Origin of the sequence: Streptosporangium sp. NPDC049078, assembly GCF_040648855.1 — a bacterium.
Taxonomy (GTDB): domain Bacteria; phylum Actinomycetota; class Actinomycetes; order Streptosporangiales; family Streptosporangiaceae; genus Streptosporangium.
This window is the reverse complement of the sequence record NZ_JBEZEL010000026.1, coordinates 15,610-32,993: the sequence shown is the minus strand read 5'-3', so window position 1 is coordinate 32,993 and position 17,384 is coordinate 15,610. Positions and strand designations below refer to the sequence as shown.

19 protein-coding genes, 1 tRNA gene and 1 pseudogene are annotated in these 17,384 nt (G+C 67.1%); 9 read left to right on the top strand and 12 right to left on the bottom strand.

Annotation, left to right across the window (positions count from 1 at the left end):
• Positions 1-28 precede the first annotated feature (28 nt).
• Positions 29-1,630, bottom strand: a complete 1,602-nt coding sequence (locus AB0B90_RS35190) for a hypothetical protein (RefSeq protein ID WP_350942050.1) — start codon at positions 1,628-1,630, stop codon at positions 29-31.
• A gap of 108 nt (positions 1,631-1,738) precedes the next feature.
• Between AB0B90_RS35190 and AB0B90_RS35185 the strand changes: the two are divergent.
• Positions 1,739-1,951, top strand: a pseudogene (locus AB0B90_RS35185) (FAD-dependent monooxygenase); the annotation flags it as partial.
• 330 nt (positions 1,952-2,281) lie between these two features.
• Here the strand turns inward: AB0B90_RS35185 and AB0B90_RS35180 are convergent.
• Entirely contained in the window at positions 2,282-2,485 is a 204-nt protein-coding gene (locus AB0B90_RS35180; RefSeq protein WP_012886943.1) for a cold-shock protein, read from the bottom strand.
• Positions 2,486-2,664: 179 nt separating this feature from the next.
• Here AB0B90_RS35180 and AB0B90_RS35175 point away from each other — a divergent pair, with 179 nt between their 5' ends.
• A complete protein-coding gene (locus AB0B90_RS35175) occupies positions 2,665-3,555 on the top strand; it encodes an HAD family hydrolase (protein WP_350942051.1) in 891 nt (296 codons plus the stop codon).
• A 78-nt stretch (positions 3,556-3,633) separates the two neighbouring features.
• Here AB0B90_RS35175 and AB0B90_RS35170 read toward each other — a convergent pair whose 3' ends face one another.
• On the bottom strand, positions 3,634-4,149 hold the full coding sequence (locus AB0B90_RS35170; protein ID WP_350942052.1) for a bacterial proteasome activator family protein: 516 nt from the start codon (positions 4,147-4,149) through the stop codon (positions 3,634-3,636).
• A gap of 4 nt (positions 4,150-4,153) precedes the next feature.
• Positions 4,154-5,110 (bottom strand): NAD(P)H-quinone oxidoreductase, encoded by a 957-nt coding sequence (locus AB0B90_RS35165; RefSeq protein WP_350942053.1) that lies wholly within the window; start codon positions 5,108-5,110, stop codon positions 4,154-4,156.
• 117 nt (positions 5,111-5,227) lie between these two features.
• Between AB0B90_RS35165 and AB0B90_RS35160 the strand changes: the two genes are divergently transcribed.
• Together AB0B90_RS35160 and AB0B90_RS35155 are read left to right on the top strand one after the other, a co-directional pair.
• A complete protein-coding gene (locus AB0B90_RS35160) occupies positions 5,228-7,720 on the top strand; it encodes an AAA family ATPase (RefSeq protein ID WP_362926443.1) in 2,493 nt (830 codons plus the stop codon).
• Positions 7,721-7,863: 143 nt separating this feature from the next.
• Positions 7,864-7,952 (top strand) — tRNA-Ser (locus AB0B90_RS35155).
• A gap of 212 nt (positions 7,953-8,164) precedes the next feature.
• Here the strand turns inward: AB0B90_RS35155 and AB0B90_RS35150 are convergent.
• Together AB0B90_RS35150 and AB0B90_RS35145 are read right to left on the bottom strand one after the other, a co-directional pair.
• The gene (locus AB0B90_RS35150) at positions 8,165-8,434 is read right to left on the bottom strand and encodes a hypothetical protein (protein ID WP_350942057.1); all 270 of its coding nucleotides are present in this window, start codon (positions 8,432-8,434) and stop codon (positions 8,165-8,167) included.
• 134 nt (positions 8,435-8,568) lie between these two features.
• Entirely contained in the window at positions 8,569-9,654 is a 1,086-nt protein-coding gene (locus AB0B90_RS35145; RefSeq protein WP_362926442.1) for an NAD(P)-dependent oxidoreductase, read from the bottom strand.
• Positions 9,655-9,749: 95 nt separating this feature from the next.
• Here AB0B90_RS35145 and AB0B90_RS35140 point away from each other — a divergent pair, with 95 nt between their 5' ends.
• Positions 9,750-10,181 (top strand): MarR family transcriptional regulator, encoded by a 432-nt coding sequence (locus AB0B90_RS35140; RefSeq protein WP_350942060.1) that lies wholly within the window; start codon positions 9,750-9,752, stop codon positions 10,179-10,181.
• Between the two features lie 270 nt (positions 10,182-10,451).
• Positions 10,452-11,075, top strand: a complete 624-nt coding sequence (locus AB0B90_RS35135; protein WP_350942062.1) for a hypothetical protein — start codon at positions 10,452-10,454, stop codon at positions 11,073-11,075.
• A 203-nt stretch (positions 11,076-11,278) separates the two neighbouring features.
• Here AB0B90_RS35135 and AB0B90_RS35130 read toward each other — a convergent pair whose 3' ends face one another.
• Positions 11,279-11,581, bottom strand: coding sequence for a hypothetical protein (locus AB0B90_RS35130; protein ID WP_350942064.1), 303 nt, complete (start codon positions 11,579-11,581; stop codon positions 11,279-11,281).
• A gap of 255 nt (positions 11,582-11,836) precedes the next feature.
• On the opposite strand from AB0B90_RS35130, the gene AB0B90_RS35125 reads away from it, so the two are divergent.
• On the top strand, positions 11,837-12,304 hold the full coding sequence (locus tag AB0B90_RS35125; protein WP_350942066.1) for an SRPBCC family protein: 468 nt from the start codon (positions 11,837-11,839) through the stop codon (positions 12,302-12,304).
• 244 nt (positions 12,305-12,548) lie between these two features.
• On the opposite strand, the gene AB0B90_RS35120 is transcribed toward AB0B90_RS35125, so the two are convergent.
• Positions 12,549-13,094 carry an SMI1/KNR4 family protein gene (locus tag AB0B90_RS35120; RefSeq protein ID WP_362926441.1) on the bottom strand — a complete coding sequence of 182 codons (546 nt, stop codon included), beginning with the start codon at positions 13,092-13,094 and terminating at the stop codon, positions 12,549-12,551.
• 110 nt (positions 13,095-13,204) lie between these two features.
• Complete coding sequence (locus AB0B90_RS35115) at positions 13,205-13,453, bottom strand: cell division protein SepF (RefSeq protein ID WP_362926440.1); 249 nt, start codon at positions 13,451-13,453, stop codon at positions 13,205-13,207.
• Between the two features lie 86 nt (positions 13,454-13,539).
• Here AB0B90_RS35115 and AB0B90_RS35110 point away from each other — a divergent pair, with 86 nt between their 5' ends.
• Positions 13,540-14,082: a flavoprotein gene (locus tag AB0B90_RS35110; protein ID WP_362926439.1), complete on the top strand. Its 543-nt coding sequence runs from the start codon at positions 13,540-13,542 to the stop codon at positions 14,080-14,082.
• A gap of 414 nt (positions 14,083-14,496) precedes the next feature.
• Positions 14,497-15,306: a hypothetical protein gene (locus tag AB0B90_RS35105; RefSeq protein ID WP_350942072.1), complete on the top strand. Its 810-nt coding sequence runs from the start codon at positions 14,497-14,499 to the stop codon at positions 15,304-15,306.
• On the opposite strand, the gene AB0B90_RS35100 is transcribed toward AB0B90_RS35105, so the two are convergent.
• The 3 genes from AB0B90_RS35100 to AB0B90_RS35090 all read right to left on the bottom strand — a co-directional run bounded on the left by AB0B90_RS35100 (position 15,282) and on the right by AB0B90_RS35090 (position 17,383).
• A complete protein-coding gene (locus AB0B90_RS35100) occupies positions 15,282-16,181 on the bottom strand; it encodes an integrase (protein ID WP_362926438.1) in 900 nt (299 codons plus the stop codon). The two genes, AB0B90_RS35105 and AB0B90_RS35100, sit on opposite strands and share 25 nt — an antisense overlap.
• A 401-nt stretch (positions 16,182-16,582) precedes the next feature.
• Complete coding sequence (locus AB0B90_RS35095) at positions 16,583-16,819, bottom strand: hypothetical protein (protein ID WP_350942075.1); 237 nt, start codon at positions 16,817-16,819, stop codon at positions 16,583-16,585.
• 177 nt (positions 16,820-16,996) lie between these two features.
• Positions 16,997-17,383 (bottom strand): hypothetical protein, encoded by a 387-nt coding sequence (locus tag AB0B90_RS35090; RefSeq protein ID WP_350942077.1) that lies wholly within the window; start codon positions 17,381-17,383, stop codon positions 16,997-16,999.
• Position 17,384 lies beyond the last annotated feature (1 nt).

Here is a 17,384-nt window from a genome sequence, read left to right as displayed (position 1 = left end):
CGTTCCACCGCTTTCGCCACTTCCGCGTTCACGCCGGATGTTTCACCGCTTTTGCCGCTTCCCCGGTTCGCGCTGTCCTCGCGGCGCCCGCCCAGCCGACCAGGACGGACCCTCCGACTCCGATCGCGCCGACGAGCCAGGCGAGGAACCCGGCCGTCGCGTAGTCGTCGATGACGCCCGCCTCCCAACCGGTGAAGAGCGTCCATGTCGCGAACGGCGTGCAGCAGGCGATGGTGACGAGCGCCAGCCAGGTCCGGGCCGGTACGCGCGCCTGGATCGCCGCCACCGACACGAGGATCGTCGCGGTGAGGGCGCAGGCGCCGCCGAGCAGGGCCACCAGAACGCCGAGGTCGATGACGTACGGTTCGCCGGACGGCAGGGCGAGCACGAAACCGACTGCGGCGAGGAAGTACGCGGGCCCGGTCACGCCGGTGGTCCGCCGTGTGTGACGGCGTGCCACGGCCATGCCGGACATGAAGCCGAGCAGGCCGACGAAGAGACCGATGCGGTGCTCCGTCCTCAGATCGACTCCCGGCGCGTCGAGCGGGATCGCCGCGTTCGCGGAGAGACCTCCGTCGAACAGGCCCATCCGCCGCCAGTTTCCCCGCGCGTCCCGTACGGCGATGCCATCCTCACCGTTGGCCGCCACCACCACGTGCCCGTCCGGTACGCGCTGTACCGCGATGGCCGAGGAACCTTGCCACGGCCTGCCCCACATGCCCGCAGCCCGCCGCCGGAGTGCGTCCTCACGCCCCGGGGAGAGCGCCCACACCGTTCTCCAGTTGTTCCCGCCGTCCCGCGACTCGTCCACCGCCAGCCGAGGAGGGACGACGCGGTAGCAGTGCAGGGGGTCATCGGGCAGGCAACTCCGGGTCGCGGGGGCCTGGACGGGCGAGGAACCGAGGTCTGGGAGGCCCGAGTCCGGTGAGGGCGAAGAGATCCGGGTGCTCCGCTCCTGTGCTGGGTGACCGATCCACGTACGGCCGCCGTCACGGGAGAGGAACTCGGCACCTTGGTCCAGGACCACGGCGATGACCTCGCCACGTATGAGGACCTGCGTCGCCGCGGGCGGCCGCGGTTCACCTGCGGTGGCGGTGACCCCGACAAGGGCGATCGGGACGATGATCAACACGCGGACCCGCGGTACCGGGTGACCGGTACCGCACCGGAGCCAGATCAGCCACGCGGCGCCCAGCGCCGGCAGGGCCACCAGGTCGGTCGGATCGGCCAGGACAAGCGATGGGCCGGCGGCCAGGGTCCACGCTCTGGAGGCGAGTGCCGCGCCCGCCTCCGTGGTCTTGACCAGGGTGAAGCCGACACCGGTGGCGGTGATCGCCACGAGGGCGGCGAGCCGGACGGGGACGAGCGAGGCGCCGCTTCCGAAGGAGGCGCCGCCTCCGGAGCGGGCGAGGACCGAGGAGAACGAGGAGAACGAGGAGAAGGGGAGAGAAAGAACGAGGGCGAGTACGGGCGGGGCGACCAGCAGCCCCGCGACGTCGCTCAGCTTGCCGGTGACGAGCCCCGGCCACAGGGCCTTGAGGAGATGATCGTTGATCAGCAGCACGAAGGTGGCGACCACGGTCGCCGGATGCCCGATCCAGGCAAGGAGGGGCTCTCGCGGGCTTTCCACGGCCGGGTAGATCCACCGCGACGAGGCTTGGTTCGGGATTGGTGGCATTCGTGATCGAGGTGTGTCCCGAAACCCGAGCGATCCGCACGTCCCGGTGCCGGGCGAGTTCGGTTCGCCGGTGACGCCGCGCACGTCCACAGTCCCGCGGGAGGGCACGGAACGAACATCGGAATCCCCTCTTCCCGCTGTCGCCCCGGCGAAGCCCTTACGGTCGCTCTCAGAGGCGGAGAGAGGGCGCTGGACCGCTACGTCGCGGCCCGCCGCCCCATCGCACTCCAGGCCGCCACCCTCACCGGGCGGCTTTCAGGCCGGGCGACGTGAACGGGCACCTGCGACCGCTCGGAGACCTCGTTCTGCGACTCCTGGCGCTCAGCCCGGCCTTTCTTCGGCGTCTCGCCTGGCGGCTCTCGGATCCGGTCTGTCGATGAGCTCCGCAGGTCTGGCCCGGGGCCGGTGCCCTCAAAGGGGAGAATCGGCCTCCGCGGACGAAAGTAAGGCGAGAACACGCGGGACGGTACGCCGGGGCGCGCTCCGCAGGACGGGGGCCGGTGCCCGAAGTGCCGCGGGACGCCCCGGAAGGTCCGGGAACAGAAAGACGGGGTTCGCTAGAAGCGAACCCCGTCTTCCCGGTTCAACCAAGAGGTCTATGCGTCAGACGGCGCGGACCTGCGAGGCCTGCGGGCCCTTCTGGCCCTGGGTGATCTCGAACTCGACCCGCTGGCCGTCTTCGAGGCTACGGTAGCCGTTGCCCTGGATCTCGGAGAAGTGCACGAACACGTCCGGTGCACCGCCGTCCGGTGCGATGAAGCCGAAGCCCTTTTCAGCGTTGAACCACTTGACGGTTCCCTGAGCCATTAAAGCTCTCCCTCAGGATTTGAAACTTTGGGATTCACACCTCATGAACCCCATGTGTCGTACAGCGGGCCCCGGGGTGGCTCAGTCAAACTGGTTTTCACAACGGGATTCAGCTAATACAACGCCATCACATCTAACACTATCCGGCGCGGGCGTGTTCCCGCCATGAGGAAGATTCCTTGGACCGGATCCCGGGGCCGACAGACCGGCTATCACAGTGCAGACTGGGACGTGTTATGCAAAGCCCCAGGTTGATCGCCACAGACCTCGATGGCACCGCTCTGCGCTCGGACGGTACCGTCTCTCCCCGTACGGCCGCCGCTTTTGCGCTTGTGGAGAACGCCGGGGCCACGCTGGTCTTCGTGACCGGCAGGCCACCCCGCTGGATGAGCATGGTCGCGGGCGCCGTACGCCGTCGTGGGCTGGCCATATGCGCCAACGGAGCCCTCGTCTACGACCTGCACAGCGAGCAGATCGTCAAATCCCACCTCATCCACCCGGACGTGCTCGAAGAGGTGGTGAGACGCCTCCGCGAAAAGGTGCCCGACCTCGCCTTCTCCGTGGAATACGAGGGCGGATTCGCCCACGAATCGGACTTCCGTCTCGGAAGATGGGACAGCAAGACGGTCGTCGGACGCCGTGTCGGAACGGACGCACTTACCTCGCGGCCCTGCGCCAAGCTTCTAGCGCTGCATCCCAGAATGGACCCCGACATCCTCCATGAGGCGGTTTACGGGCTGGTCGGTGACCTTGTCACCCCCACCCATTCCAGCGGCCGGGCACTGATAGAGATGAGCGCGCACGGTGTGACGAAGGCATCGGCGCTGGCCCATCTCGCTATGACGCTCGGTGTCGTGGCCGAAGAGGTGGTCGCCTTTGGTGACATGCCCAATGATCTGCCGATGCTCAGGTGGGCCGGCACCTCGTACGCCGTCGCCAACGCCCACCCGGAGGTGCTGGCCGCGGTCGATCACGTGACCGCGGCCAACAACGACGACGGGGTCGCCGGAGTCCTTGAGGAGCTCTACAAGGGGGACGGGTTTCGCGACCCCCGTGAAGGCGTCCCATGAAGGCTCCGCGGGCGGGGGCGGCCACCGGCTCTCGCCGTACCCTCGCCGGATCGCGGGCCTTCTGCAGGTGCGGGCCTTCTACAGGTAGGGGCCCGCGTTACCCGCGGGTCCTCCCTCCTGCTGCTGCAGGGACATGCCACCGGGCAGAGCCCTGCGCATGTTCTCCAGCTGGGCGCGAGCCGCCATCTGCTGGGCGAACAAGGTGGTCTGTATGCCGTGGAAAAGCCCCTCGAGCCAGCCGACCAGCTGCGCGTGGGCGACCCGGAGCTCCGCCTCGCTGGGCGGGGTGCCGTTGACGTCCTCGGTGAACGGCAACGAGAGCCGTTCCAGCTCCTCGACCAACTCGGGCGCCAGACCGTCTTCGAGCTCCTTGATGGAACTCTCGTGGATCTCCTTGAGCCGCTTGCGGCTGGCCTCGTCCAGAGGAGCCGCCCGGACCTCCTCAAGGAGCTGACGGATCATGCTGCCGATGCGCATCACCTTGGCGGGCTGCTCGACGAGGTCGGCGATGGACCTGCTCTCGCCCTCCTCCTCGCCCTTGGAGCCCTGGGGACCCACGACCACGATGTGCGGAGTGCTCTCCTCAGCGTTCATAGCCTCAACTTACTAGCAGGATTTTCCCGACGTGTTCTCCAGACTCCAGGATGCGGTGAGCCTCGGCCGCCTCCCTCATCGGCACCCGGGCATGCACCACCGGCCGGATCGCCCCGGCGTCGAGCAGGGGCCAGACGTTGTCGACGACCCCGCGCACGATGACCCCCTTCTCGTCGACGGGCCGGGAGCGCAGCGTGGTGCCGTACACCGAGGCCCGCTTCGCGAGCAGGGCTCCCAGGTTCAGCTCGCCCTTCGCGCCGCCCTGCAGGCCGATCACGACCAGCCGCCCCCCTGTCTTGAGAACCTTGATGTTTCCCGGAAGATACCTGCCGCCCATGATGTCGAGGACCACGTCGGCCTTGACCTTCTCCGAGAAGTCCTCCCGCCGGTAGTCGATCCCCTCGTCGGCTCCCAGCTCCAGGCAGCGCTCGATCTTCTCGGGGGACCCGGCGGTGACGACCACGCGCGAGCCGAACGCCTTCGCCAGCTGTATGGCCATCGTGCCGATCCCGCTGGCACCGCCGTGCACGAGGAGGGTCTCGCCCTTCCGCAGGCGCCCGGTCATGAAGACGTTGGACCAGACCGTGCAGGCCACCTCGGGCAGCCCGGCGGCCTCGACCAGGTCGACGCCCTCCGGCACCCGCATGACCTGCTGCCAGGGCACGGCGACCTTCTCCGCGTACCCACCTCCGCTGAGCAGCGCGCACACCCGGTCACCCGGCGCGAACCCCTCCACGTCCTGGCCCACCGCCCCGACCACGCCGGAGCACTCCATGCCCGGGTACGGTGAGGCGCCGGGGGGCGGATCGTAGAAGCCCTGACGCTGGAGCGCGTCGGCCCTGTTGACCGCGGAGGCGGTCACGTCGATGATGACTTCGCCACGTTCGGGTAGCGGGTCGGGAACCTCCCGCCACGTCAGAACTTCCGGTCCGCCTGGTTTATCGATCACGATGGCGCGCATGTGAGAAAAGGTATCCGCTGAGCCCCAACTTGGTGGTTGCACGCGTTGACATGAACACAGGGCGTTAACCTGCTATGTGTTTGCTGCCCTTTTATGCCCATCCCGAGGGGGAACACGGTGGCAAGACACGATCGTGAGGAATCTCTCGAGGAACAGCTCGCGTGGCTGGATGCCATCAAGGAGCAGGAGGAGGAGGCGCCCGCCCTGGCGGTGAAGGCCACCGCGGTGGACGACGCCGTCGTCTCGCCGTACCCGAAGGATCCCTGGAGTCTGGTCCCGACCGAGCCCGACACGACGTCCTCGCCGCTGTTCCGCGCGGCTGTCGACTCGGCCCACCCGGACACCGATCCGCCGGTGGAGGACGCCGACGCGGCCGAGTGGATGGAGGCCTCCGACACGGTGACGTCGTTCACCGTGCCCGCCCCGGCGTCCGGCAAGCAGGACAACGACGGTTTTCTCGAGCCGCTCAAGCCCCTGCCGCGCCAGGAGTCGGCCGACACCAGCGAGTACGGCGCCGGCGACTTCACCGAGCCGCACATCCGCACCCCGTTCGCGGCGCCCGCCCAGGAGCCTTCCCGAGGGCTGTTCGAGCAACCCCAGCGTCCGGCGGAGCCGGCCGCTTCCGCTCCCGCCCCGGCGGAGCCCTCAGAGCTGGAGCCGCTCAGGCCGTCCTCCTCGGACACCGAGCGGTTCACCTTCGGCAGTAAGGAGTTCGGCGGCACCGACTCCGACCGCTTCTCCTTCGGAAGCGGCGACACGCGCCCCGCCTCGGGGGACAAGGACTTCTCCTCGACCAGCGGAGATCTCTCCACCGGAAGCACCGACTCCGACCGGTCCCCGTCCGGCACCTCCGGTTCGTCCGGTGTGTCCGGTGTGTCAGGCACTTCCGGTACGTCTGGTTCGTCCGACGACGGCGACCGATTCTCGTCAGGTGCCGCGGAGGCCGACCGCCTCCCCTCCACCGGCGCCGACCGCGACCGTACGAGCTTCGAGCCCTTCGGATCCTTCGACTCCACGGTGACGTCGGCGGCGAAGGAGTCGCCGTCGCCCAGGCAGGCGCCCGAGCGTTCCGAACCCGCTCCGGATCGCTTCGCCCCCGTTCCCGCGCCCGTTTCTCCGCCCGGCTCCGAGCCCGAGCCCGAGCCCGAGTCGGAGCGGTTCCAGGCATCCGAATCCTTCGGCACCGGCAAGCAGGAACCGGCCGCCTCGCCGGAGCGCCCTTCCACGGCGGGTGCCTTCGGCTCGAAGCCCACCTCGGGCGCCTTCGGTGACGCTCCCGGTTCCTCCGGAGCCTTCAGCTCGTTCGGCTCCTTCGACACGGAGCGTTCCAGCTCACCGTCGCCTTCTTCCTCCGGCTCCTCCGGTTTCGCCGCCTTCTCCGGCCCCACGGCCTTCGCACCGGGCCGGGACACGCCCCCCGCCCCCGAACGGGAAACCCCCTCCCCCCAGGACCGCGCGGAACGGGGGAGCTCTTTCGCGTCCGGCCGGGACACGGCGGAACGGGAGAACCCTTTCGCATCGGGCCGGGACACGGCAGAACGGGAGAGCCCTTTCGCACCCGGTCGGGACGCGGCGGAACCGGTTCGGGAGCCGTACCAGGCACGCCGCCGCCAGACGGCCCCGGCACCCGCCTTCGGCGCACCGACCAGGCAGCAGCCTCCGGGCACGGCTCCCCGGCCGTCCGCCGACAGCCTGGATCCGGAGTCGCTGCTGAGGGGCCGCCGCAACGCGCCCGCCGGCGGCTGGCGGAAGCTCGTCTACAAGGCGTCGGCAGGGTTGATCAAGCCGGGCGAGTCCCCGGAGGTCCGCCGCCGCAGAGAGCTGGTCGGCCGCGCACGCACCCCGGTGGCCACCGGCCACCACCGTGTCGCCGTACTCAGCCTCAAGGGCGGTGTCGGCAAAACCACCACCACGGTCGGCCTCGGCGCCACCCTGGCCCAGGTACGCGGCGACCGGGTCATCGCGGTCGACGCCAACCCCGACCGCGGCACCCTGTCGGACAAGGTCGAACTCGAAACCTCCGCGACCGTCCGCGACCTGCTGAACGAGCGTCAGCAGATCAAGAGGTACGTCGACATACGGGCCTTCACCTCCCAGGCCCCGTCGCGCCTGGAGATCCTCGCCTCAGACCGGGACCCGTCGGTCTCCGAGGCCTTCAGCGCGGCCGACTACCAGTCGGTCTCCCAGGTCCTGGAGAACTTCTACTCGATCTGCATCACCGACTGCGGCACCGGCCTGCTCCACTCGGCCATGTCCGGCGTGCTCGGACTGGCCGATCAGCTCGTCCTGGTCAGCTCCCCCTCCGTGGACGGCGCCCGCGCCGCCTCGGCGACCCTCGACTGGCTGGAGGCCCACCACTACGAGGAGCTCGTACGCTCCGCGACCGTGGTGCTGTGCAGCGTCCGCCCGCGCTCGAAGTCGACCGTCGACCTCGACCGCCTGGAAGCCCACTTCGCGGCCCGCTGCCGCGCCGTCGTCCGCGTCCCCTACGACCCGCACCTCGAGGAGGGCGCGGAGATCGACCTGGAAAGACTCCAGGCCGGTACCCGCGAGTCCTACCTCCGCCTGGCCGCCTCGGTCGGCGACGGTTTCGCCGGCCCTCAGCCCTGATCCACACACGGTCCTCAGCTTGACCCACACACCGGCGGGCGCCGCGACTCCAGATCGGAGCCACGGCGCCTGCCGGGTCCGGGCACGCTCGGGCCAATGAGAGACTAGGGTGCAATCTGACAAGTTCTTCGGACGTGTCACCAGGAGAGCTCGCCTAGTGGACGATGGCGGCGGTCTTGAAAACCGCTAGGCCGGGTGACCGGTCTCGTGGGTTCGAATCCCACGCTCTCCGCCCAGCTCGCAAAACGGCGTCTGACCAGGGAATTCCCTCGGATCGGGCGCCGTTGATCGTTTCCGGGGTATGCAGCCGTATGCCGCCCTGAGCGGCCACATGTCGCTGGTCGTGGGATATCTGTGGGATGGAACCGGCCACGTTTGCCCAGCTCATCAAGACAAAAAAGAGGGTCCCGGATGACCGAGACCCTCTCACCGTAACCGGTGGACTCACGCCGCCAGCGCGTCCTCAATCCGCTGGTTGGCAATCTCCGTGCCGCCGTCGATGCACTTGGCGTAGACCTTGAGCAGTACGTCCACCCCGTGCCCTGCCCGCTCTGCCACGTCGGGGGCCGCCACCCCGGCATTGAGCCACAGGGACACCGCCGCGTGGCGCAGGTCGTACGGCCGGGCCGCCAGGGGTGAGACCTGCTGTTCGGGAGTCAGGGCGAAGGCCCGCGCAGCCTTCCACACCTCGCAGTAGGTCCCGATGGAGATCACGCCCCCGCGCGAGGTACGGAACAGCCGCCCGTCCTCGTGGACGCCGAACTCTTCGATAAGGGACGCCTACGGGAAACGTGAGGCACCGTATCCATGGTGAGGGCGCTGAGGCCGCGGCGCGCGAGGTCGTCACTTCACGAGAAGCTCATCTCCGCCAGACCTTTCTCCACTGTCACGTCGGGCGAGTAGCCCAGTTCCCTCCGCGCGGCGGTGATGTCGTAGGAACGGTCACGGCCGGTGAAGCTCACCAGCCAGTTCGTCAGCGGGGGCGCCGTCTTGCGGCGAAGCAGGCGCGCTGTGCGGTCCATCATCGCGGCCATGGGCGCCGCCATCGCCAGAGGGACGCTGCGGCTCTTGGACAGATCCACGCCGCGGGTCGCCAGCAAGGGGGTGAGGAAGTCTCGAATGGGCATCGGCGTGCCGTCCGTCGCGTAGTACACCCCACGGTGGCGGCCCCGTGTGAGCGCGAGGATCGCGGCAGCGGCCAGGTTTTCGACGTGCACGAAGTCGACGATGTGCTTACCGTGATCGATCCAGGCGAACCGCCCCGCCTCGGCGACCTTGACCATTTCGTTGATCGTCGTCATTCCGCGCCCCCAGATGAACGGCGGGCGGAGCACGACCAGCTCGGTGTTCTCGCTGTTGGCTTTCAACAGTGTGCGCTCGGTGGCCAGCTTGACCCGGCTGTAGGCGATGTTCGGCCGGCCTTCCGGCGTCGACTCGTCGACGACGGGACGACGTTGACTGCCCGTGGAGACGGACGCGGCGCTGATGAGCACGAAGCGTCGCACCCCGGCCGCGACGCTCGCGGCGTGCAGGGCGACGGTCGGCACGTGATTGGCCTGCTCGAAGAGCGAGTCGGGCCCCCAGAACTCCATGTGAGCCGCGACGTGCACGACCGCGTCGGCCTCGCGCAGCTTGGTGAGCCAGATCGGCGCCGGGGAACCGGCAGGGCCGAGCTCGGTGAGATCGCCGGGAACGGCATCGGCTCCAGCCGCACGTACCCGCTGAATGCTCGAGCCCGATCTGGCAAGCGCCATGACCTCATGTCCTTCGGCGACGAGGCGACGGACGAGAGCGCCGCCGACGAAACCGCTGCCACCGGTGACAAAGACCTTCATGATTGCACTCCTTGTGATTGAGTACGCACTTTTCGTGCACGCCTGGTGGTCGGTGCCGCTCGGCACGCGTTCCCGACCGCTTTCCGGGTGCATAGCCATCAAATAGTTTGATATCAATGCATCGACGTCTATGTAACCTCCCGTACGATGGGTGCGTCAAGTGGAGGTGGGCGATGCCGCACGCGAGGAAGAACGTGACCGCAGCACAGGTCGCCGACGAGTTCAGTCGTACGGCGAAGGTGCTCGTACGTCACTTCAACGAGCGTCTGGGCGAGCATGGGGTGTCGACACCGAGGTCGCGCCTGGTGGTGGAGGTGGCACGTTCGCAGCCGGTTCGGCTCACCGAGCTCGCTCTCGCGGTCGGTATCGCCCAGGGGACCGCCTCCACCCTGGTCGACGCGCTCGTCCGTGACGGACTGCTCGAACGCCAGGCCAGCGCGGACGACCGCAGGTCCGTACTCCTTCGAGTGACGGCGCAGGGGGCCGCACTGGCCCAGGACTGGACGGCCGGCTATGAACTGGCGGCGGAAGAGCTGTTCAGGCCACTCACCCCCGAGCAGCTGTCGACGCTGGTCGACATACTGCGGACCCTCAGCGCCGACGAGGCGTCGCCCGCCGACGGCTGAAGAAGACATCGCCGGCGCGTGGATTGCCGGAGCGTCGCTCGCCACCGATGACCTGCGATCGCGAAGTCGCAGGTTGTCCAGGTCCTCTCTGAACCTCCAGTCATCCCTTCGTTTCTTGCCTATGAGGCGGTCGCGAAATTTGTCATAGTCCTATCGGCCCTCGCTCCAGCACCGCCCGCGTGGAGGAGCGCCCATGTGGGACATCAGCCGATCTCGACTCCGGTCGGGGATTTCTGCACAAAACATACACATGAGCACGGCGGAATCGCCATGAGCGACAGTTACGGTCACACGGTGGACGCAACGAATGATCTTCCTGACGTGCACCACCCGCGTGCTCCTCTTGATGTCAAAGGCGGGATATGGGTGACGGTCGCCGTATTGCTGGGGTTAGGGATGATGTATGCGACGAGTGCTCCCGGGTGGCACTATGCGTGGTTCATGCTTGTCGGTCCCGGCTGGCTCTTGTTCGGCGCCGGCTGGTTGATCGTGCTCGGTGTCCTCCTTGTTATGCCTGGGAGGCTGGTCGCATTGCGTCGAAACTGGCCGTTCTGGGCCGTTCCGCCCTTGATCGTGGTGCTGGTCGCCTCGCTGGTCTACGTCGGCGCACCGGTCAAGATGCGTTTCGAGTTGTCGCGCGCCGACCTCGATCACTTCGCGAAGACGATGTCAGAGGGGACGCCGCCTGGAAAGCGGAATTGGATCGGCCTGTATCCCGTCGAGTACCTTGAAGGATCCTCCAGCGCCTTCAGCTTTATGATCGATGACACGGGTTTCTTCACCAGTTATGGTCTCGCCTGGGCCCCGAACGGTGACCCGTACGACATCGATGGACCTGGCATCTACGAACACATCGACGGACCCTGGTACGTCTGGGAGGTCAGCGACTGGTAGGTAGGTGGCCCGTCCGTCTCGTGCACCAAGGGTTCATCAGGGCCGGAGCAGCTCGGCGAGGTGATCCGTTCGCCTTACAGGAGTCACCTTGGGAGCTATCCAGGCGGGCGATCATGGATTGGACTGAACAGCCCCGAACGGCCGGAGCCCTGGCGATCAGCAGAACGAACGGCTTTGAACGTTCCTGGAGATTGTTCGGGGATCTACGGATTAGAAAGTGAGGCCGCACCCTCGATCCAGGATCGCAGCCGATGGAGGATATCGCGCAGGTGGGTGTCATCGGCGAGGCCGGGAGGTGCCCATACTTCCGTCCTGAGTTCGCTCTCGGCGTCGAGTTCGCTCCACAGTTCTTCGAACGAGTCCCTGATGCTCAACTCGCGCGGATCGGCGGCTTCGAACAGGCCGCGAAGGTCCTCGACCAGCTTGGGTAAGGAGATTCCATTCGAGTCGTACAGGTCAAGTCGCGCAGCCATTTGGCTAATGAGAGCGCGTTTGTAGTCCTCCACGGCATCACCTTCTCGATTTCCGAGTCATTATGCCGACGGCCAACGGTGTGGGATGTATGCGGGATGATGTTGGCCACATCCGCGCAGGTCGCGTTGGAGAAGCCGCTGTGGAACGCCTTTGAGGAGCGACGGTGGAGACGTGGACTGGAGTCGGATGCCCGACCCCCGTTGTGAGCGGGTATCTGGACGCGGAAGACGCGACCTGGTGCCTTTGAGGGGCTACGGTGCTTCCGGACAGTCGCCTAGAATTGACACATGCCAATCTTTGAGATTGTCACGCATATCATGGCTCCTCCGGAACGAGTCTTCGATATCTCGTTGGACGTGGGTGTTCACGCAGCCTCAATGGTGGCATCTTCCGAGGAAGTAGTCGGAGGTGTGACCGCCGGGAGCTTGAAGCTGGGTGACACCGTTACGTGGCGGGCGCGGCACTTCGGCATTCGTTGGCGAATGACGTCTGTGATCAGCGCTTACGACCGCCCCGGATATTTCGTCGATGAGCAGGTGTCAGGACCTTTCAAGCGCTGGTATCACGCTCATTATTTTCGGCCTTACGGCCACGACGGTACGATAATGAGCGATGTCATTGAATTCGCCGCGCCGCTCGACCCTCTTGGCGGGATCGCTGAAATGCTGGCTCTCCGTCACTACATGCCCAAGTTGATCCGGATCCGGAATCAGTACATCAAACGAGTTGCCGAGGCCGATCTCACCGCCGACTGAGGTCTCCCACTGCTTGGGCGATAGATGATCTGTCACGCGTGATGGGATCGTCGGCCCACGTTGTGGAGGCGGTCCAGGGCGACCGCGGGGCAATCGTCAGGCTATTAAGGACGAGCAACAGGGAAAGGGTGCTCATTGGGAGTGTTCCGCCCCGTTCACGGCCCGCTCGCCTCGAAGGGGCGCGCCGTACGCGGCCGAGGGCTCCGGGAGCGTCGGAAGACGAGCTTGCGGGATGAACGGCAGGTCAGCTCTTCTCCGCCAGGCGCCGCCGAGCGGCCTCCCATCGCCGCATCCCATCCTCTTCTTCGGAGTCCTCCTCGTACCAGCCGGTTCCCGAGACCCAGGTCTCAAGCCAGTCGGACAGGCTCTCGGAGTCGACGTACCATGCGTCGTGCCAGTCGTCTTCGATTCCGTTCGGCTCGAAGAGCAGTATCGTGCCCGCAGGGGTCCGGCAGTCCATCGCGGCGTACATGCCGCAGCCCCAGTCCAGGATCGGCAGGACCTCCGCCGGCCAGTACGCCTTCTCGCCAAGCCCTGAGGCCGCGCGTTCCTCGTGGTAGACGCTCACGGCGGTGCGACCCTCTCCCAGGAGCGGGAAGAGCTGGTATTCGGGGCCGAAGCCGCCGTCGGCCACCTCCCGATAGAGCCGTGCGAACAGCGGAGGAAGCCCGAAACCCAGGATGCTCTCCGCCCGCGCGACCTCTTCCTCCGTCGCGGTGGGAGGCAGTCGCTCTTCGTCCACGCTCGCCTTCGTGAACACGCGCCGGAGGAGGTCGTCGATGTCTGTCACGGCGACGATCCTGCCATCCGCCCACGACAGATTCCCCTGATCGAGAGCCGTCCCGAGTCGCGTCTCCGGCGCGTGAGACGAAGCATGGGAGAAGGTCGAAGCCGGCCTGCCTACGGTCCCTCTTCGACGGTGGGCACCCGATTGCCCAGTCCGTGAGGCATCAGCAGGAAGACCTTGGGGGACAGCCGGTCCATGTCCCCGCCTCTGCCGAACACCAGGCCGGCGGCGAAGTCGACGAACTGTTTCGCCTCGTCGTCCGTGAGCCCGTTGAGGTCCATCACCACGGGCATGCCCGTACGGAAGAAGTGTCCGACGTAGATCGCCTCGTTGTAGTTCTGGGGACGTAGTGTTTTGACCACCGGACAAGTCTCCACCGTCCGTCACACCCGTCAAGGTGTCTTCTGCTTGGAACCCACGAATATGTCGCGTACCCGGGAGTGATCGCGTGACCGAGTCCGGCAGGCTTCTGTACGTCATCGTGTGCGCGGCGGGCGCCGCCCGGGACGTCGGCCGTCTCGTCGCCCTCGCCCTGGACGAGGGCTGGGTCGTCCAGGTCGTCGCGACCCCGTCCGCACTGGACTTCATCGACGTCCCCGCCCTGGAACGGCAGACCGGACGTCCCGTCCGCAGCCGGTATCGAAGGCCGGACGAGCCCAAGCCGCCCAGGGCCGACGCGATCATCGTCGCCCCCGCCACCTACAACACCGTCAACAAGTTCGCCCAGGGCATCGCCGACACCTACGCCCTCGGCCTCCTCGCCGAGGCACCCGGCCTCGGCATCCCCGTGGTCGTCCTTCCCTTCGTCAACGACGCTCTCGCCACACGCGCGCCGTTCCGCCGGAGCGTCGAGGGCCTCAGGGCCGAAGGCGTCCGCGTCCTGCCCAGCCCTTCCGGACCCGACCCGGCCGACACCGGAGACGAATGGGCCCTCGCTCTCCAGGAGATCTCGGGGAAACAGCCTCGCCCGATGCGCGATGGCCGCCCATAACGTGGGGCGAAGAGCCGATGCCATGGGTCGCGTCGATCCCGGGGGTTATCGGTCTGCCTTGGAAAGGCATTACGTGTCCGCGGTTATCGGCTGATGCGAGATCACCCCTGGTTTTCGCGGCGCATGCCCTCTTCTGAAGTTATCCGATTTCGATCGGCCGGCTCACGTCCACTCCGACTTTCGGACCCTACAATGACCCATGGAACAGGGGGTGAGTATCTGAAAGGACCAGGAAGACAGCGATCATTCGTGGTGGTCGATCCCAACCTGCCCTCGGAGATCGCGGATTTGTTGCGCGCGAATCCCTCCCTGCTCGGGCGCGTACGGGCCGGTTGGAGGCCACCGGAGATTCCGCGAAGGAAATCCGCGGATCTCCCGGCTGCCGGTGGCATGTTCGCGGGGGTCGGCTTTCTGATGGTGCTTTTCCTCGGAGGAGGAGCCTGGCTCGGAATCCTGCTGCTCATCACGCTCGCGTACTGCTTTCACCTCGCGATCAGAGCCGCCGGGGATTCCGAGGAGAGCGCCACTCCGGAGCGGGAACTGTACGCTCTCGCGGGCCGCTACCGGGATTCCTATCTTCTGTCCGATGACTTCGACGCCGATGCGAGCCGCCTGCTCGGCCGGGCCCGGACGGCGGTCGACTCCGTCCTGCGATCGCGTGTCAACGCCGAAGGGTTGCTTGACGACGTACGGAACGCCGTCATGCTGCCGTCGCAGGAGTGGGAGGTCGCGCGCCTGTTGGCCAAGCTGTCCTCCCTACGTGGAGAACACCGCGATCTCGTGCGTGGCGGGGTCACCCGGGAGGTGGCGGCGGCGATGGAGCCGCTGGAGCGAGTGCTCGCCGGCAGTGAGAGCGCTGTCGTCGCGAAGGTCGAGGCGTTGGAGCGTTACGCGGCTCATGTCGCCGACGCCGAACGCGCCTACCGGGCCCGTGGCCAGATCGAGGCGCTGGTGGAACGGTTGCCGCGCTATGAGGAGCTGTTCGTCGAGTCGGGTGCCGACGCCCTGGGCATGCCCGAGATCGGATATCTCGCGGGTGAGGCCGATGAGCTGGAGCGGGCGTTGCGCGCCAGCATCGGTTCGGCGCACGAACTCTTCCTTCACCTGGACGGTCCTTCGCCGTCCGGGGAGAGATCATCGGATGACCACCCGTCGCGCGGAGACGGTCAGACCTCACCGGGAGGCGGTCAGCCGCCTCCTCATCCTCGGCCGAACAGGCAGTAGGCGGCCGTCGCGTCGTCGTGGGTTTTCGTCCGGGGCCAGCGGGAGCCGTCGGAATCGGTGTCCTCCGCCTCGCGGACCCTGCGGATCAGCTCGCCGGGTCCTGAGCGTTCGAGGATGTCGAGGGCCTCGCGCCAGGTGGTCAGCTCGAACAGGTCGACGAGCCGGGAGGCTCCGTCGCTGAGCAGGGCGGCCGCCCGGACCCGGTCGGCGGGGAGCGTGCCGGTGAGCGACCGTTCGGCGGTGAGCGGGTCGACGGCGGCGATCCAGAAACCGCCTTCGCGGTTGCGGTGGTCCCGCATGGTCTCCACGTACTCCCGGCGCGCGGTCACGTGCTCGGCGCTTCCGTGGGCGAGGCTGTCCATGGCCGACCGATGCGCCCTGCCGATCCGGTTCACCCGGTCGTCACAGACGACCGTCGGCTCCTGCTCGCCGACCACGTCCAGGAGGAGGACGGAGTCCGACAGGACGAGGAAGTCCAGGTTGCCCGCCATACGGCGGACCATGATCACTGTGGCGGACGGCGATCCGGGGTGGGTGAGGTCGCAGAGGAAGTGGTGGAGGGAGGCGACGGCTTTTATGCCGTTCGCGAGTATCTCCGTGAGCGTTCCCGTGTCCTGCGTCATGCCCGCGAGGAGGGTCGAGCCCAGGGAGCGTACGTACCAGCCGACGCCGTGAACGCATCCGGTCTCCGTCCCCGCGGGGGTGCCGGCGCCGTCGAGGAGGACGTAGGCGTCCGGGGTCGCCCCGAAGAAGTCCTCGTTGTCTTCGCTGTCCGTGCTGTCCAGGGTGTCCGTGATATCTGCGGCGTCCGTGGTTTTGTCGGCGTCCGCGTTCTGCCTGCCGGGTGCCGCTTCGGTGGCGAAGGTGATGCGCATCGGGTCGGAGCTCCTCGTGCTGGACGGGCGTGCGCGTTTCCCTCACGAGTTCCCCGGTTGGAACGGCGTACTCTCACTCACTCCGCGGGGGACGTCCGCGGCGTACTCTCGCGCGCACTCCGCGCGGGACGTCTTCCGCGGCTTACCGCCGTGCACATCCTCAGGCCTCCAGGGCGTCTCGTACGGCGATTCGTGGATCCGGGGCAGGGCGTCACCGGTCCTTCGAGGCAGGCGCACGGGTGCGGGGACGAGCGAGGCAGATGAGCCGGGCACGGAAAAACCAGGGCACGGAGACGCCGGGGATGGGACACCGGAACGCGGCGACCGGGATCCGGGGCGCGGGACGGACCATCGGAGAGGGGGGATCCTCCGTGGAGATGGACCCTCAGAGGGGGCGGAGGTCAGTACGAGGGTTCGGAAATGGACTCGGCCCGGTAGACGTCCAGCGGTCCCTCCTCGTCCTCGTCCTCGCCCACCTTCCTCAGCAGCAGGGTCCTGCTGCCGATTTTCAGGGAACGTTCGCCGTTGATCTCCGTGGACGCGAATACCGTGACCGCGTGACCGTGCATATCGCGCACCTGGTCGTATTCCGGTCCGTCAGGAATCTCCAATTTGATGCGCCTCATCTGGAATGTCACTCTTCCAGTGTGAAAGCCGCGGCCTGGAAAATCGATCGTACGTATGACGATATTTGGCATCATTTTTGACTGAAAAGGTATGAATGTAAGGCCCCTTCCGAGGTTCGGGTCCGTACGGTCGGCGGTGGCCGCCATGCCGGCGCGCCGCTCGGCCACGTCACCCGGCCGGGGAGCGGGTCAGGGCAGGGGGTCGATCTCGATGTTCTGGTCGTACTGGACGAGTTCCGCCCCGCGATCGGTGAGGATGGGCCACTTGGTGGCGCGGGCACACCAGACGACGTGTCCGGCCGTGATGTCGCGCGATCCGTCGAGGATCTCCGCGATGTCCCCGACCTTCCCGTGGGTGAAGTCGTCGATCTTCACGCCGGGTGTCGTGACGAGCTCGAACAGCTCCACCTGGGTCGAGATCGGGGAGATGGACAGGACGGCCGCGAGACTGGTCGCCGGGACGCATATCCCGCCGCCACGGAAGAGACACATGGCCGCGACGCTGCGCGAGTATTCGGTCTTCGCCACCGCGATGTCGACCAGTGCGCTCACGTCGAGCACTCGACCGGGAAGCATG